At 60.4% G+C, this 15,471-nt stretch carries 12 protein-coding genes; 10 read left to right on the top strand and 2 right to left on the bottom strand.

Going from position 1 to position 15,471, the window contains the following annotated elements; all coding sequences use genetic code 11:
• Positions 1–132: 132 nt before the first annotated feature.
• Entirely contained in the window at positions 133–996 is an 864-nt protein-coding gene (locus G3M63_RS10515) for an SDR family oxidoreductase (RefSeq protein WP_150300536.1), read from the top strand.
• 72 nt (positions 997–1,068) lie between these two features.
• Here the strand turns inward: G3M63_RS10515 and G3M63_RS10510 are convergent, their stop codons facing one another.
• Entirely contained in the window at positions 1,069–1,977 is a 909-nt protein-coding gene (locus tag G3M63_RS10510; protein ID WP_150300537.1) for a LysR family transcriptional regulator, read from the bottom strand.
• Between the two features lie 130 nt (positions 1,978–2,107).
• Here G3M63_RS10510 and G3M63_RS10505 point away from each other — a divergent pair, with 130 nt between their 5' ends.
• From G3M63_RS10505 to G3M63_RS10465, 9 genes are all read left to right on the top strand, one after another.
• Complete coding sequence (locus tag G3M63_RS10505; protein WP_150300538.1) at positions 2,108–5,671, top strand: indolepyruvate ferredoxin oxidoreductase family protein; 3,564 nt, start codon at positions 2,108–2,110, stop codon at positions 5,669–5,671.
• 25 nt (positions 5,672–5,696) lie between these two features.
• Positions 5,697–6,878 carry an isovaleryl-CoA dehydrogenase gene (locus tag G3M63_RS10500; RefSeq protein ID WP_150300539.1) on the top strand — a complete coding sequence of 394 codons (1,182 nt, stop codon included), beginning with the start codon at positions 5,697–5,699 and terminating at the stop codon, positions 6,876–6,878.
• Between the two features lie 40 nt (positions 6,879–6,918).
• A complete protein-coding gene (locus tag G3M63_RS10495) occupies positions 6,919–8,526 on the top strand; it encodes a carboxyl transferase domain-containing protein (RefSeq protein WP_150300540.1) in 1,608 nt (535 codons plus the stop codon).
• A gap of 60 nt (positions 8,527–8,586) precedes the next feature.
• Entirely contained in the window at positions 8,587–9,381 is a 795-nt protein-coding gene (locus G3M63_RS10490; protein WP_150300541.1) for a gamma-carboxygeranoyl-CoA hydratase, read from the top strand.
• Between the two features lie 68 nt (positions 9,382–9,449).
• Entirely contained in the window at positions 9,450–11,405 is a 1,956-nt protein-coding gene (locus tag G3M63_RS10485) for an acetyl/propionyl/methylcrotonyl-CoA carboxylase subunit alpha (RefSeq protein ID WP_150300542.1), read from the top strand.
• Positions 11,402–12,310, top strand: a complete 909-nt coding sequence (locus G3M63_RS10480; protein ID WP_150300543.1) for a hydroxymethylglutaryl-CoA lyase — start codon at positions 11,402–11,404, stop codon at positions 12,308–12,310. The genes G3M63_RS10485 and G3M63_RS10480 overlap by 4 nt, the downstream gene beginning before the upstream one ends.
• Positions 12,311–12,346: 36 nt before the next feature.
• Positions 12,347–13,045, top strand: coding sequence for a CoA transferase subunit A (locus G3M63_RS10475; protein ID WP_150300544.1), 699 nt, complete (start codon positions 12,347–12,349; stop codon positions 13,043–13,045).
• Positions 13,046–13,047: 2 nt separating this feature from the next.
• Positions 13,048–13,698 carry a CoA transferase subunit B gene (locus G3M63_RS10470; protein WP_150300545.1) on the top strand — a complete coding sequence of 217 codons (651 nt, stop codon included), beginning with the start codon at positions 13,048–13,050 and terminating at the stop codon, positions 13,696–13,698.
• 128 nt (positions 13,699–13,826) lie between these two features.
• The gene (locus G3M63_RS10465; RefSeq protein WP_150300546.1) at positions 13,827–15,008 is read left to right on the top strand and encodes an acetyl-CoA C-acetyltransferase; all 1,182 of its coding nucleotides are present in this window, start codon (positions 13,827–13,829) and stop codon (positions 15,006–15,008) included.
• A 44-nt stretch (positions 15,009–15,052) separates the two neighbouring features.
• Here the strand turns inward: G3M63_RS10465 and G3M63_RS10460 are convergent, their stop codons facing one another.
• Positions 15,053–15,376, bottom strand: coding sequence for a 2Fe-2S iron-sulfur cluster-binding protein (locus tag G3M63_RS10460; protein ID WP_150300547.1), 324 nt, complete (start codon positions 15,374–15,376; stop codon positions 15,053–15,055).
• Positions 15,377–15,471 lie beyond the last annotated feature (95 nt).

Below are 15,471 nucleotides of genomic sequence, written 5' to 3'. Positions count from 1 at the left end.
CATTTGTGTTTCTTTTTTTCGGCGGTTGTCGGTTTAATAGAAAGCAGGGGCTCGACTGGAAACGCCCTGAAATGGCGCTTCCAGCCGAGGGTAGAGCGTGTATACCCCAACTTCCATCACTACGGAGAATGTATGAATATTGATTTAAGTGGTAAGCGAGTGATCATTACAGGCGCCTCCCGCGGCATTGGCCGAGCGATTGCCAGAGCGTTTGCGGCGGATAGTGCCAAGGTCGCTATCTGCGCGCGCGATGCGCAGGCTGTTGCGGAAGCCGGCAACGAACTGGAGCGCAGCGCAGCGGCCGTGATAGCCCGCTCGGTCGATGTCACTGATACCGCTGCGGTCCAGGCATTCGTTGCAGAAGTCACCGAAGCCTGGGGCGGTGTGGATGTGCTGGTCAATAACGCAGGCCAGGGTAAAGGCGGCAATCTGGATAGCCTCACGCCCGAAGACATTCTTGCCCATGCCAACGTGTTGCAAATGGGTCACTTTCGCTTTGTTCAGGCTGTTGTGCCTTTCATGCGCAAGCAGCGCTGGGGCAGAATCGTTGAGATCAATGCACTGGCAGGCGTGGTGCCCACTCCCGAAGGGATTCCGTCGGTCATCAACCGCGCCTCCTGCGTAGCCCTTTCGAAATCGCTTGGCATGTCGCTGCCCAAGGACAATATCCTCGTCAACACACTGAACATGGGCTGGATCGATACCGGGCAATGGGATCGGCATTTCAAGGAAATGGGCCCCGGCGTAACCCGGGAAGAGTTTGATGCGATGGTCATGAAAGTGGTGCCGGTCGGTCGATATGGTCAGCCGGAGGACGTGGCGGGCATGGTGCTGTTCCTCGCCAGCGATTACGCAAGTTTTATCAGCGGCGCATCAATCGACATCGCTGGCGGAATGGGTGGCCAGATCGCCTACTACCCCACGCTCAAGCGCGATTTTGCTGAAGCCATCAGACAAAGACGCGAACAGACGAGCCAGAGCGAGCCGGGGGAGTGATGTCCTGGCACATCACCCTAGGGTCTGTTGCCGTTTCGGCACGGCCGCGACGAAACGGCAACAGACCCTAGCTCAGGACCCACAAGCATGAATGAGGAATTGCTGGAAGGCGCTGGCAGCCTCGTTCAGGCTTGCGCCTTCACGCCACAGCAAGCCCAGTTCCATCGGCGGTACGGCGTCGGTAAGCGGACGAATTTCGATTTTCTTGCCTTCCAGCGACCAGGCGCGGTACAGCATGTCCGACAGAATGGTCACTCCGAAACCGTGTGCCACCAGCCCGCGCAACGATTCCATCGAAGAGGTACGAAAAGCCACCTGCGGCTCTAGGCTCTGGCTATGCCAGTAGCGCAGCGCCGATGTCTCGCCTTCATCCACCGTGGGCATGATATAGGCGTATCCGGCAACATCCTTCAAGGTGATGGACGCCGACTGCATCAGGGGATGGGTGGAAGCCAGCCACAATTGACGGCGAGACCTGATCAACACGCTGTGCTCCAGGCCGCCGAGATCGCTGGCATTGGAGATCACGGTCAACCCCACGTCGAGCTCACCCGAGCTGACTGCCGCCTCGATATTGCTTCGATCCATATCGATCAGGTCGATTTCGACGTCGGGGTAGCTGCGCTTGAACCGCGCCAGCAAATTGGGCAGAAAGTAGCCCAGCACCGTATAGGTCGCCCCTACCCTGACCACACCGCTGATCGCATGGCTGAGAAAAAACGGCTCGCTGAGCGCATCCTGCAGCGTATCGAGAATGTGACTTGCGTGCTGAAAGAACTTGTTGCCCTCCGCTGTGAGGCTGACGCCGTAGGGCATCCGCTCGAACAGCTTCACGCCCAGGCGCTCCTCCAGCTGCATGACCGCAGTGGTGATGGCCGACTGCGATACATGCACCTTGCTGGCCGCCTGGGAAAACTGGCCGGTCTCCGCAGCGGCAACGAAATAGCGCAACTGGCGCATCGAAACGTCATGGTTTGCCATTTGTTTTTCAGATACCTATATCTAGTTTTTATAAATTTACGATACCCGCCGCCCTTCATATACTCCAGTCAATCCGTACTACCGTGCATTGCAGTAGCCATAAACAGAACAAGACAGGTAATGATCAGCCATGGGAACTTCCCTCTCGCTTGACGACAAGTATACGCAGATAAGCGGCTATCAATTGATGACCGGAGTCCAGGCGCTGGTCCGGCTGCCGCTTATGCAACGCCAGCGCGATCTGGCTGCGGGGCTGAATACCGCTGGCTTTGTTTCGGGCTATAGAGGCTCACCACTCGGCGGCTTCGACCAGCATCTGTGGCGCGCCCGGGAATACCTGAAAGAGAGCCACACCCATTTCCAGCCAGGCGTTAACGAAGAGCTGGCCGCCACCTCCATCTGGGGCACCCAGCAGGTCAACATCTTTGAGGGCGCCACCTATGACGGCGTATTCGGCATGTGGTACGGCAAAGGTCCGGGCGTGGACCGCTCCGGAGACGTCTTCCGGCATGCCAATGCTGCCGGCACCTCGAAGTTCGGTGGTGTACTGGCCGTCGCCGGTGATGACCATGGCGCCCGCTCCTCTTCACTGCCGCACCAGACAGAGCATATATTCAAAGCCGTGATGATGCCGGTTCTGGCACCTTCTGGCGTGCAGGAATACCTGGATTACGGCATTCACGGTTGGGCCATGTCCCGTTACTCCGGTTGCTGGGTGGCGCTGAAAGCCGTCGCCGATACCGTTGAGAGCGCAGCGATTGTCGATATCGATCCGTTCCGCGTCGAATCGATCATTCCCGACTTCCAGATTCCCGAAGGCGGCCTGAACATCCGCTGGCCCGATCCGCCGCTGGCTCAGGAACAGCGCCTGCTCGAACACAAGCTGTATGCCGCCTTGGCCTATGCCCGCGCCAACCGTATCGACCGCGTGGTCATGGACTCACCCAACGCCCGGATCGGCATCATCACCGCAGGCAAATCGTACTTGGATGTGTGCCAGGCGCTTGAGATGCTCGGCATCGATGCAGAACAGGCCCAGCAGATGGGACTGCGCGTTTACAAAGTGGGCATGGTCTGGCCCCTCGAAGCCGAAGGCGTACGCCATTTCGCTGAAGGCCTGGAAGAGATCATCGTGGTGGAGGAAAAGCGCCACATGATCGAGTACCAGATGAAGGAAGAGCTGTATAACTGGCGCGAGGACGTGCGGCCACGCATCGTCGGCAAGTTCGACGACAAGGGCGAGTGGAGCATGCCCCACACTGATTGGCTGCTGCCGGCCATCAGTGAGCTGACGCCGGCGCACATCGCCCGCGCCCTGGCCAAGCGGATTCTGCGCCTGCGTCCGGACGACAGATTGCAGAACCGCTTGCAGCAGCTCGAAGCACAGCTCACCACCAAGAACGTAATGGGCGCGCTGATGGATCGGGTACCTCACTACTGTTCGGGCTGCCCGCACAACATCTCCACCAAGGTGCCGGAAGGCAGTCGGGCGCTGGCGGGTATCGGCTGTCACTACATGGCCGCGTGGATCTATCCGCAAACCCAGACCTTCAGCCAGATGGGCGGTGAAGGCGTAGCCTGGATTGGCCAGGCGCCGTTTACCACCACCAAGCACGTATTCGCCAACCTGGGCGACGGCACCTACTTCCATTCCGGCATCCTGGCAATCCGCGCAGCGGTCGCTGCCAAGGCGCAGATCACCTACAAGATTCTGTACAACGATGCCGTAGCCATGACCGGCGGACAACCGGTTGACGGCACTCTGACCGTGCCGCAGATCACCCAGCAACTGGCTGCTGAGGGGGTCAAGCGTATTGCCGTGGTGACCGACGAGCCGGAAAAATACGAATCGGTGAAGAACCTGGCCGACGGCGTGCCAGTCCTGCACCGTGACGAAATGGAAAAGCTGCAGCAGGAGCTGCGCGAGTTCGACGGCGTGTCCGCTATCGTTTACGACCAGACCTGCGCTGCCGAAAAACGCCGCCGCCGCAAGCGCGGCAAGTTCCCTGATCCGGCGCGCCGGGTGGTCATCAACCAGGCGGTTTGCGAAGGTTGCGGCGATTGCAGCAGCAAATCCAACTGCATGTCGGTGGTGACCGTCGATACCGAATTCGGCCAGAAGCGCAGCATCGACCAGTCATCGTGCAACAAGGACTTCTCCTGCCTGTCCGGCTTTTGCCCGAGCTTCGTAACCGTGGAAGGCGGCGCATTGCGCAAGGCCAAGGCGCTGGGCAACACCGGTGACGATGAATGGCATCTGCCAACGCCGGCCATGGCCTCACTGGATCAGCCCTACAGCATTCTGGTCACTGGCGTGGGCGGCACCGGCGTGGTGACCATCGGCGCCTTGCTCGGCATGGCTGCCTACATCGAAGGCAAAGGCGTGCTGAACCTGGATATGGCCGGCATGGCGCAGAAAGGCGGCGCCGTGTGGTCGCATATCCGCATCGCTGCCGAGCAATCGCAGCTACATGCACCGCGCATTGCTGCAGGCGAAACCAGTCTGCTGCTGGGTTGCGATCTGGTGGTCAGCGCCAACAACGAGACCCTGGAAAAGCTCCGCCACGGCGTGACCCATGCCGTGGTGAATTCGGACGAAAGCATCACCAGCGAGTTCGTACGCACCTTTGCCCTGCAGGCCGAGAGCGGCAACCTCGAAGCCCATCCCGATCCCAAGTTCCGCACCCAGGCCATGTCGGCGCAGATTGCTGAAGCGGTTGGCGAGGGTCAGTCCAGTTTCCTGGATGCCAGTCGTATCGCCACCGTACTGATGGGCGACTCGATTGCCACCAACACCTTCATGCTCGGCTTCGCCTATCAGAAGGGCTGGCTACCTGTCGCGCAAGAATCGCTGGTCCAGGCCATCGAGCTGAACGGCACCGCAATCGAGTTCAACCTCAAGGCATTCGATTGGGGCCGCCGCGCCGCCGCTGATTTGCCGCGCCTGCGCAGCCTGATCGACAGCAACAGCAGCAAAGCCGCAGCGCAACCGCTGTCGCAGAATCTGGATGAGGTCATTCAGCGCCGTATCGCCACTCTTACCGAGTATCAGAACGCCAAACTGGGTGACAAATACCTGGCGCGCGTGCAGCAGTTCCGCGAGGCTGAAACGCGAATCGCTGGCGAGCCGGGCAAGCTGACCGAGACCGTCGCACGTAATTACTTCAAGGTGCTGGCTACCAAGGACGAATACGAAGTGGCGCGGCTGTATACCAACGGCGATTTCATGAAAAAGATCGAAGCGCAGTTCGAGGGCAACTACAAGCTCAACTTCCACCTGGCTCCGCCCATCATGAACAACGCCAAGCCAGGCGAAGAACCAAAAAAACGCAGCTTCGGCCCGTGGATGATGCGCAGCTTCAAGTTGCTGGCACGTCTGAAGTTCCTGCGTAATTCGGTCATCGATCCCTTTGGCTATACCGCCGAGCGCAAGGTAGAACGCGAATGGCTGGCGACCTACGAAGGCATTCTTGACGAGGTGCTCGACAAGCTGACCGCAGAGAAACTGCAAACCGCCGTAGAGCTTACCAACCTGCCAGACATCGTTCGCGGCTACGGTCCGGTCAAGGAGCGTTTCCTGGATCAGGCCCGCATTCAGCACGCCCGGCTGCTATCGGCATGGCGCAATGAGCGCAAAGCGGAATTTCACGACGCCACCGCCAAGGATGCGCGCATCCAGGCCACGCAGCTATAAACATAAGAACAGGAGATTACATAGTATGAGCGCTATACCCGGACTGGACTTCTTCCTTGGTGAAGACATCGACATGCTGCGTGATTCGGTTGCCGGCTTTGCTGCCAAGGAAATCGCCCCGCGTGCCGCCGAAGCCGACCGCACCGACGAGTTTCCGATGGATCTGTGGCGCAAATTTGGCGACATGGGCCTGCTTGGTCTTACCGTGGCCGAAGAATACGGCGGCTCGGGTATGGGCTATCTGGCGCATATGATCGCCATGGAAGAAATTTCCCGCGCAGCCGGCGGTATCGGCTTGTCCTACGGAGCGCATTCGAACTTGTGCGTGAACCAGATTCACCGCAACGGCAGCGAAGCGCAGAAGCAGAAGTTCCTGCCCAAGCTGATCTCCGGCGAGCACATCGGCGCCCTGGCCATGAGTGAGCCGAATGCCGGCTCTGATGTGGTCTCCATGAAACTGCGCGCCGACAAGAAAGGCGACCGTTACGTGTTGAACGGCACCAAGATGTGGATCACCAACGGACCTGATTGCCACGTGTTGGTGGTCTACGCCAAGACCGATCTCGCCGCTGGTGCCAAAGGCATGACTGCCTTTATCCTGGATACCAATACCCCTGGTTTCTCCGTTGCGCAGAAGCTCGACAAGCTCGGCATGCGCGGCTCGCACACCGGCGAGCTGGTATTCAACAACGTTGAGATCCCGGAAGAAAACATTCTCGGCGGCCTGGGTGAAGGCACCAAGGTGCTGATGAGCGGCCTGGACTATGAACGCGCGGTGCTGAGCGGTGGCCCGATGGGCCTGATGCAGGCGTCCATGGACATCGTCACGCCCTATATTCATGACCGCAAGCAGTTCGGTCAGAGCATCGGCGAGTTCCAGCTCATTCAGGGCAAGGTCGCTGACATGTACAGCACCCTCCAGGCGTGCCGCGCCTATCTCTACAGCGTCGGCAAATACCTCGACGCCATGGGCAGCGGGCATGTCCGCCAGGTGCGCAAGGATTGTGCGGGCGTGATCCTGTATACCGCCGAAAAAGCCACGTGGATGGCCGGTGAAGCAATCCAGATCCTCGGCGGCAATGGCTATATTAATGACTACCCCACCGGCCGCATCTGGCGTGACGCAAAACTGTACGAGATTGGCGCAGGCACCAGCGAAATTCGGCGCATGCTGATCGGGCGCGAACTGTTCAACGAGACCCGGTGAAGCCCCTCATAAAAAGCGCCCTTATAAAAAGAGATAACCCATGAGCATTCTCAACAGTCAAATCAACCGCAACGCGCCAGAATATGCGGTTAACTGCTCGGCCATGCAGACACTGGTGACGGACCTGCGCGAGTTGCTGGCGCGCGTTGCCGAAGGCGGCGGCGCCAAGGCCCAGGAGCGCCACCTCTCGCGCGGCAAACTGTTGCCCCGCCAGCGCATCGATGCCCTGCTCGACCCAGGTTCGCCGTTTCTGGAAATCGGCCAACTGACCGCCCATGAGGTCTACGGCGAAGACGTGCCCGCCGCCGGTCTGATCGCCGGTCTAGGGCGTGTGGAAGGTGTCGAATGCATGATCGTGGCCAACGACGCAACGGTCAAAGGCGGCTCCTATTATCCGCTGACAGTTAAGAAGCACCTGCGCGCGCAGACCATTGCCCAGCAGAACCGCCTGCCGTGCATCTATCTGGTGGATTCCGGCGGCGCCAACCTGCCACGCCAGGATGAGGTCTTTCCCGACCGCGAGCACTTCGGCCGCATCTTCTTCAACCAGGCCAACATGAGCGCCCAGGGCATTCCGCAGATTGCCGTGGTCATGGGCTCCTGTACCGCTGGCGGCGCGTATGTGCCAGCGATGGCAGACGAAGCCATCATGGTGCGCAACCAGGCAACCATTTTTCTTGCCGGCCCACCGCTGGTCAAGGCCGCCACCGGTGAAGTGGTCAGCGCCGAGGATCTGGGCGGCGCCGATGTGCACTGCAAGACCTCAGGCGTGGCCGATCACTATGCCGAGAACGACGAACACGCCCTGGCCCTGGCCCGGCGCTGCATCGCCAATCTGAACTGGCGCAAGCAGGGTGAGCTGAACTGCCGCGCACCAATCAACCCGCGCTACGCCAGCGACGAGCTATACGGCATCATCCCGGCCGATGCCAAGCAACCCTTTGATGTGCGCGAAGTGATTGCCCGCCTAGTCGACGACAGCCAGTTCGATGAATTCAAGGCGCTGTATGGCACCACGCTGGTATGCGGCTTTGCCCATCTGCATGGGCATCCGGTAGCGATCCTGGCGAACAACGGCATCCTCTTCGCCGAGTCCGCGCAGAAAGGCGCCCACTTTATCGAACTGGCCTGCCAGCGCGGCATTCCGCTGCTGTTCCTGCAAAACATCACCGGCTTTATGGTCGGTCAGAAATACGAGGCCGGTGGTATCGCCAAGCACGGCGCCAAACTGGTTACCGCTGTGGCCTGCGCCCAGGTGCCAAAATTCACCGTGATCATCGGTGGCAGCTTCGGTGCCGGCAACTACGGCATGTGTGGCCGCGCCTACGATCCCCGTTTCCTGTGGATGTGGCCCAATGCGCGCATTTCGGTGATGGGCGGCGAACAGGCAGCAGGCGTGCTGGTGCAGGTCAAGCATGAGCAGGCTGAACGCGCCGGCGAGACCTTCAGCGCCGAGCAGGAACAGACGCTGCGCAAACCGATTCTTGAGCAGTACGAGCGGCAGGGTCATCCCTACTATTCCAGCGCGCGGTTATGGGACGACGGGGTAATTGACCCGGCGCAGACCCGCGACGTGCTCGGTCTGGCGATATCGGCCGCGCTAAATGCGCCTATTGCACCGACCCGCTTTGGGGTGTTCAGGATGTGATTGCTTTCAGCTGCCGCTTCACCCAGGCGGCTGATTGCCACAACACGGATTGAGAAAGCCATGACCAGCTTCAAGACAATCGAACTCGAATACAGCGACAACGGCGTAGCAACCCTGTGGCTGAACCGGCCCGAACGCAACAACGCGTTCAATGCCGAGATGATCCGTGAGCTGCTGGCAGCCATGGATGAGGTTCAGGCCGCCAAAGGGCTGCGGTTTCTCCTGCTGCGCGGGCGCGGCAAGCACTTTTCTGCCGGAGCCGATCTGGCCTGGATGCAGGAGTGCGCCAAGCTCGATTATCAGGCCAACCTGAGTGATGCCCGAGAACTTGGGCAACTGATGGCCAGTCTGGCGCAGCTCAGCCTGCCGACTCTGGCCGTGGTACACGGGGCAGCCTTTGGTGGTGCGCTGGGTTTGATCAGTTGCTGCGATATCGCTATTGGCACCAACGACAGCCTGTATAGCCTGTCCGAGGTGCGTATCGGCTTGCTTCCCGCAGTCATCAGCCCCTATGTAGTGCAAGCCATCGGGCAACGGGCGGCGCGCCGCTACGCCCTGACCGCCGAGCGTTTCAGCGGTGAACGGGCGCGGGAACTGGGATTGCTCGCCGAATGCTATCCGGCCGAGAAGCTGGACGTGGCGCTACAGGAGTGGGTCGATAACCTGCTGCTGAACAGCCCCCAGGCCATGAATGCGACCAAGGCGCTTATGCAGACCGTCAAGCACGGTGAACTGACCGGGGAAGTACGCAGTTATACCGAAGCGGCCATTGCCGGCATCCGGGTCAGCGCGGAAGGTCAGGAAGGCCTGAGCGCCTTTCTGGAAAAGCGCAAACCGGCATGGCAGCCAGACTGAGAGCTACCCGGTAAAGATAGTGAAAACCGAACAACATAAAACTTCGCCATGATGTGGGACGAACAAAAATGATCAATACCCTGCTTATCGCCAACCGCGGCGAAATTGCCTGCCGGGTCATGCGCACCGCCAGCGAGATGGGCATTACCACTGTCTCCGTACACAGTGACGTTGACCGTCAGGCACAGCACGTCCTGCAAGCCGATATAGCCATCGGCCTTGGTGGCGCGAAACCAGCGGACAGCTATCTGCTGGTCGACAAGATTCTCGCCGCCGCCCACGCCAGCGGTGCCCAGGCGATTCATCCCGGCTACGGTTTTCTGTCCGAGAATGCCGGTTTTGCCCGTGCCTGCGAAGAGCAGGGCCTGATCTTCGTCGGGCCACCCGCCTCGGCCATCGATGCCATGGGCAGCAAATCAGCGGCCAAGGCGTTGATGGAAAAGGCCGGCGTGCCGCTGGTGCCCGGCTACCATGGCGACGAACAGGACCTGCAGACCTTCGTAACGGCTGCCGAGCGCATCGGCTACCCGGTGCTGCTCAAGGCCACCGCCGGTGGTGGCGGCAAGGGTATGAAGGTGGTCGAGCGCGAAGCGGATATGGCTGACGCCCTGGCGTCGGCGCAACGCGAAGCCCAGTCCTCCTTTGGCGATGCGCGCATGCTGGTGGAAAAGTACGTGTTGCAGCCCCGCCACGTGGAAATCCAGGTGTTTGCCGACCAGCATGGCAATGGTGTTTACCTGAACGAACGCGACTGTTCGATCCAGCGCCGTCACCAGAAAGTGGTTGAAGAAGCGCCTGCGCCGGGCCTTTCGCCCGAGCTGCGCAAGGCCATGGGCGATGCGGCGGTGAAAGCTGCCCAGGCTATCGGCTACGTCGGTGCCGGCACGGTGGAGTTTCTGCTGGACGCGCGCGGCGAATTCTTCTTTATGGAAATGAACACCCGCCTGCAGGTCGAGCATCCGGTCACCGAAGCCATTACCGGACAGGATCTGGTCGCCTGGCAATTGCGGGTGGCCCAGGGCGAGAAGCTCCCGCTGACCCAGGAGCAGGTGCCGCTGATGGGGCACGCCATTGAGGTGCGCCTGTACGCTGAAGATACCGATAACGACTTTCTCCCGGCCAGCGGCACCCTGCAGCTGTATCGCGAGCCACCCGCCGGCAAGGGCCGCCGCGTGGACAGCGGCGTTACCGAAGGCGACGTTGTCTCGCCTTTCTACGATCCGATGATCGCCAAACTGATTGCCTGGGGCGAGACGCGGGAAGAGGCGCGCCTGTCCCTGCTGGCCATGCTGCGCGAGACCGTGGTGGCTGGCGTGCAGACCAACCTGAAGTTCCTGACCCGTATTCTGGCCCACCCCGCCTTCGCCCAGGCCGAACTGGATACTGGTTTTATTCCGCGTCATGCAGAGCAATTGTTGCCCGCGCCTGAAGCACTTGATGAGCAGTTCTGGCGCACCGCGGCGAAGGCCTGGTTGCTGGCAATGCCTGGCGCCTCGTCCGTAGCCTCCGGACCTGGCGAATCCAGCCCATGGACTGACCTGACTAGCTGGCGCGCTGGACTGCCCGCGCAGAGCCGCCTGCACCTGCGTTGTGGTGAGCTGGATCAGCCCTTTGCCGCCGTAGACGTAACCGGCTGCTCGTATTGCCCGACTACCCAGACGCTATTGATCACCGAGGCGCAGCAGACCCGCCGCCACCGCCTGCTGATCAGCAATGGCGCGCTGTATCTGCACTGGCACAACAGCTGGCAGCGGATCGATCGATTTGACCCGATTGCTGAAGTGGACCATTCCCACCAGCATGCTGGTGGTTTGCAAGCGCCGATGAATGGCAGCGTCGTGCGCGTCATGGTCGAGCCAGGCCAACAGGTCGAGGCTGGCGCCGTGCTGCTGGTGCTCGAAGCGATGAAGATGGAACACAGCATTCGCGCAGCCGAAGCCGGCACGGTGAAGGCAATCTTCTGCGCCGAAGGCGAGCTGATCGCCGAGGGCACTCTGCTGGTGGAAATGGAGGAAGCGCAATGAGCCTGCCCGCCTCGGTCAAACTGGTCGAAGTAGGCGCGCGTGACGGCCTGCAGAACGAAGCCCAGCCAGTCAGCAACGCTGACAAGATCCGCCTGATCGATGACCTGAGCAACGCCGGGGTGGGCTACATCGAAGTGGGCAGTTTCGTCTCGCCCAAGTGGGTCCCGCAGATGGCCGGCTCTTTGGACGTATTTGCCGGGATTCAGCGGCGCGCCGGCACGACCTACGCGGCGCTCACGCCTAACCTGAAAGGTTTTGAAATGGCTCTGCAAGCCGGCGCTGAAGAGGTGGCGGTGTTTGCCGCCGCCTCCGAAGGCTTTTCACAGCGCAATATCAACTGCTCGATCAGTGAAAGCATACAGCGTTTCGAACCCGTCATGAGCGCCGCAGCCGAAGCCGGCGTGCGGGTACGCGGCTATGTATCCTGCGTGCTGGGCTGTCCCTATGACGGTGAGATCGCCGCCAGCCAGGTCGCCAGCGTGGCCCGCGAACTGCACGCCATGGGCTGCTACGAAATCTCCCTGGGCGACACTATTGGCACCGGCACGCCCGGTGCCACGCGCAACCTGTTTGAAACCGTTGCGCAGCATATTCCGCGCGATCATTTGGCCGGCCACTTTCACGACACCTACGGGCAAGCGTTGGCCAATATCTACGCCGGGCTGCTGGAAGGCATCCAGGTATTCGACAGCTCGGTTGCCGGCCTCGGCGGGTGCCCCTACGCCAAGGGTGCCACCGGTAACGTCGCCACTGAAGACGTTCTCTACATGCTCAATGGACTGGGCATCCACACTGGAATAGACCTGGACGCACTGATTCAGGCCGGCAACCGCATCAGTAAGCTGTTGAACCGGCCCTCCGGTTCGCGCGTTGCCCGGGCCAGAAGCAGCCAGTGTGACCAATAACGACAGACTTTAACGGGAAGAGGAGCATCTATAACAATGAACAAAATCTATCCTAACGCTCGGGAGGCCCTCGCCGGGCTTGTCGACGACGGCATGACGCTGGCGGTCGGCGGGTTCGGGTTGTGCGGTATTCCCGAAGCGCTGATCGAAGCCCTGCGCGACACGCAGAAGAAGGATCTCACCGTTATCAGCAACAACGCTGGCGTTGACGGTTTCGGGCTTGGGCTGCTGCTCGAATCCCGCCAGATCCGCAAGATGGTCTCGTCCTATGTGGGCGAGAACAAGGAGTTCGAGCGCCAGTACCTGTCAGGCGAACTTGAGCTGGAATTCACGCCCCAGGGTACCCTGGCGGAAAAGCTGCGCGCCGGTGGCGCCGGGATTCCGGCTTTCTATACCCGGACCGGCTACGGCACGCTGATCGCCGAAGGTAAGGAAACCCGCCAGTTCAACAGCGAGTGGTACGTCATGGAAACCTCGCTGACGGCTGATGTGGCCCTGGTCAAAGCCTGGAAGGCTGATAAATCCGGCAATCTGGTGTTCAACAAGACCGCGCGCAACTTCAATCCCCTAGCGGCGACGGCCGGCAAGATCTGCATTGTCGAGGTCGAGGAAATCGTCGAAACCGGCGCGCTCGATCCCGATCAGATTCACCTGCCGGGAATCTATGTACAGCGGATTGTGCTCAATGCCAATCCGGAAAAACGTATCGAAAAACGTACCACACGGAGCGCTTGATCATGGCCTGGACACGCGAACAAATGGCGCAACGAGCCGCTCAGGAATTGGCTGACGGCTTTTACGTAAACCTCGGCATCGGGCTGCCTACGCTGGTGGCTAATTATATTCCCGAAGGCATGGATGTGTGGTTGCAGAGCGAAAATGGCCTGCTCGGCATCGGCCCCTTCCCGGAGGAAGACAAGGTCGATCCAGACCTGATCAACGCCGGCAAGCAGACCGTTACCAGCCTGCCCGGCAGCAGCTTTTTCGACAACGCTGACTCCTTCGCCATGATCCGTGGCGGACATATCAACCTGGCGATCCTGGGGGCAATGCAGGTGTCGGAGAAAGGCGATCTGGCTAACTGGATGATTCCCGGCAAGATGGTCAAGGGCATGGGCGGCGCGATGGATCTGGTCGCCGGCGTCAAGCGCGTCGTGGTGCTGATGGAGCACAACGCCAAGGACGGCAGCCCGAAGATTCTCAAGCAGTGCGAGCTTCCCCTGACCGGCCTTGGCGTCGTCACCCGGATCATCACCGATCTGGCGGTGCTGGACATCACCGACGCTGGCCTGGAACTGCTCGAACTGGCGCCCGGCATCACCGTCCAGGCATTGCAGGAAGCGACCGGTTGCCCGGTGCTGACCGAGCAATATCAAAACAAATATTAGCCTACCCTGCAGGGTAGGCTTCACTGGTTTCCGGAGTAGCTGACCAAGCTGCACTGGGGAGTGCTGCCCGTTGAAGGTTTTACGTGGCTCACCATTGCGGTAGCCACGTTTTTTTTGGAGAAAAGATCATGCAAGACGTCGTCATTGTCGCAGCAACGCGTACCGCCATCGGTAGTTTTCAAGGCTCGCTGGCCAACGTGCCTGCGGTTGAACTGGGCGCCACCGTTATCCGCTCGTTAATGAGCAGCACCGGCCTGGACGCCAGCCAGGTTGATGAAGTCATCCTCGGCCAAGTGCTGTCCGCCGGCTGCGGCCAGAACCCGGCCCGCCAGTCGGCGATCAATGCAGGCCTGCCGTTCAGCACCCCGGCGCTGACGCTGAACAAGCTGTGCGGCTCCGGCCTCAAGGCCGTGCACATGGCCATCCAGGCGATCCGCTGTGGCGATGCCGAGATCATCATTGCCGGCGGCATGGAAAGCATGAGCCTGGCGCCCTACGTGCTGCCCAAGGCGCGCACCGGCCTGCGCATGGGCCATGCCCAACTCGAAGACAGCCTGCTGAAAGATGGCTTGATCGATGCTTTCAACGACTACCACATGGGCATCACCGCCGAAAACCTGGCAAGCCAGTATCAGGTCAGCCGTGAAGACCAGGACGCCTACGCCCTGCTTTCCCAGCAGCGCGCCAATGCGGCGATCAGTGCCGGACGCTTCCAGGATGAAATCACGCCGGTGATGATTCCCCAGCGCAAGGGTGATCCCGTTGCCTTCGATACCGACGAGCAACCCAGGGCCGACACCTCTGAAGGCAGCCTGGCAGGCCTGCGTCCAGCGTTCAAAAAGGACGGCAGCGTCACCGCCGGCAATGCTTCGACGCTGAATGACGGCGCAGCGGCGGTAATGCTCATGACGGCGGACAAGGCGAAGGCGTTGAATTTGCCGGTGCTGGCGCGTATCAAGGGCTATGCCAGCGCAGCGGTGGATCCGGCGATCATGGGTATCGGACCGGTGCCAGCCAGCAAGAAATGCCTGAGCAAAGCCGGCTGGTCTATCGCGGAACTGGACCTGATCGAAGCCAACGAAGCCTTCGCCGCTCAATGCCTGTCGGTCGGCAAAGAGTTGGAATGGGATGTGTCGAAGGTCAACGTCAACGGCGGCGCTATTGCCCTGGGTCACCCCATTGGCGCATCCGGTTGCCGTGTGCTGGTTACCCTGCTCTATGAAATGGCTCGGCGTGATGCCAGGAAAGGGCTGGCGACGCTGTGTATCGGTGGCGGCCAAGGCGTCGCGCTGGCAGTCGAGCGCGATTGACCAGCGCCGGCGCGGAGCCGGGGACGGCTCCGCGCCACTTTTCATCAGATTTGTGTTGGTGGAAGAGTCACCACCATGCCCTCATGCACAGCCTCCAGGATCACGCAACAGCCCAGGCGGCTCTGTGCAAGCCGGGGAGCAGCGGTACCTTCAAGCATGTCATCTTCCATACCATCCATTTCCGGCAACTGGTCCAGCCATGACTCGTCAATATAAACGTGGCAGGTAGCGCACTGGCACGCCCCTCCACAATCACCCAGGATCCCTTCCAGACCGTGGTTGGCCGCAACCTGCATAAGCGTCTGGCCCGCAACGGCTTCTACAACCTGTTGACGATCATCTGAAAAATTGAAAATTACGGTCGGCATTGGTGGTTCTCCGCGCCTGGTGACTACCGGTAACTGGGTATTCATGATGCCTTACAAATTAACAGATTTGAACATTTATAAGATATCTGTCTACT

Origin of the sequence: Pseudomonas sp. OIL-1 (genome assembly GCF_010669185.1) — a bacterium.
GTDB lineage: Bacteria > Pseudomonadota > Gammaproteobacteria > Pseudomonadales > Pseudomonadaceae > Halopseudomonas > Halopseudomonas profundi.
This window is presented reverse-complemented; position numbering and strand designations above follow the sequence as displayed.

Excerpts from the sequence above, each read along its gene's own strand:
- G3M63_RS10480 (WP_150300543.1), top strand. The coding sequence starts at position 11,402 with ATGAGCCTGCCCGCCTCGGTCAAACTGGTCGAAGTAGGCGCGCGTGAC.
- G3M63_RS10495 (WP_150300540.1), top strand. The coding sequence starts at position 6,919 with ATGAGCATTCTCAACAGTCAAATCAACCGCAACGCGCCAGAATATGCG.
- G3M63_RS10500 (WP_150300539.1), top strand. The coding sequence starts at position 5,697 with ATGAGCGCTATACCCGGACTGGACTTCTTCCTTGGTGAAGACATCGAC.
- G3M63_RS10485 (WP_150300542.1), top strand. The coding sequence starts at position 9,450 with ATGATCAATACCCTGCTTATCGCCAACCGCGGCGAAATTGCCTGCCGG.
- G3M63_RS10470 (WP_150300545.1), top strand. The coding sequence starts at position 13,048 with ATGGCCTGGACACGCGAACAAATGGCGCAACGAGCCGCTCAGGAATTG.
- G3M63_RS10460 (WP_150300547.1), bottom strand. The coding sequence starts at position 15,376 with ATGCCGACCGTAATTTTCAATTTTTCAGATGATCGTCAACAGGTTGTA.
- G3M63_RS10475 (WP_150300544.1), top strand. The coding sequence starts at position 12,347 with ATGAACAAAATCTATCCTAACGCTCGGGAGGCCCTCGCCGGGCTTGTC.
- G3M63_RS10505 (WP_150300538.1), top strand. The coding sequence starts at position 2,108 with ATGGGAACTTCCCTCTCGCTTGACGACAAGTATACGCAGATAAGCGGC.
- G3M63_RS10465 (WP_150300546.1), top strand. The coding sequence starts at position 13,827 with ATGCAAGACGTCGTCATTGTCGCAGCAACGCGTACCGCCATCGGTAGT.
- G3M63_RS10515 (WP_150300536.1), top strand. The coding sequence starts at position 133 with ATGAATATTGATTTAAGTGGTAAGCGAGTGATCATTACAGGCGCCTCC.
- G3M63_RS10490 (WP_150300541.1), top strand. The coding sequence starts at position 8,587 with ATGACCAGCTTCAAGACAATCGAACTCGAATACAGCGACAACGGCGTA.
- G3M63_RS10510 (WP_150300537.1), bottom strand. The coding sequence starts at position 1,977 with ATGGCAAACCATGACGTTTCGATGCGCCAGTTGCGCTATTTCGTTGCC.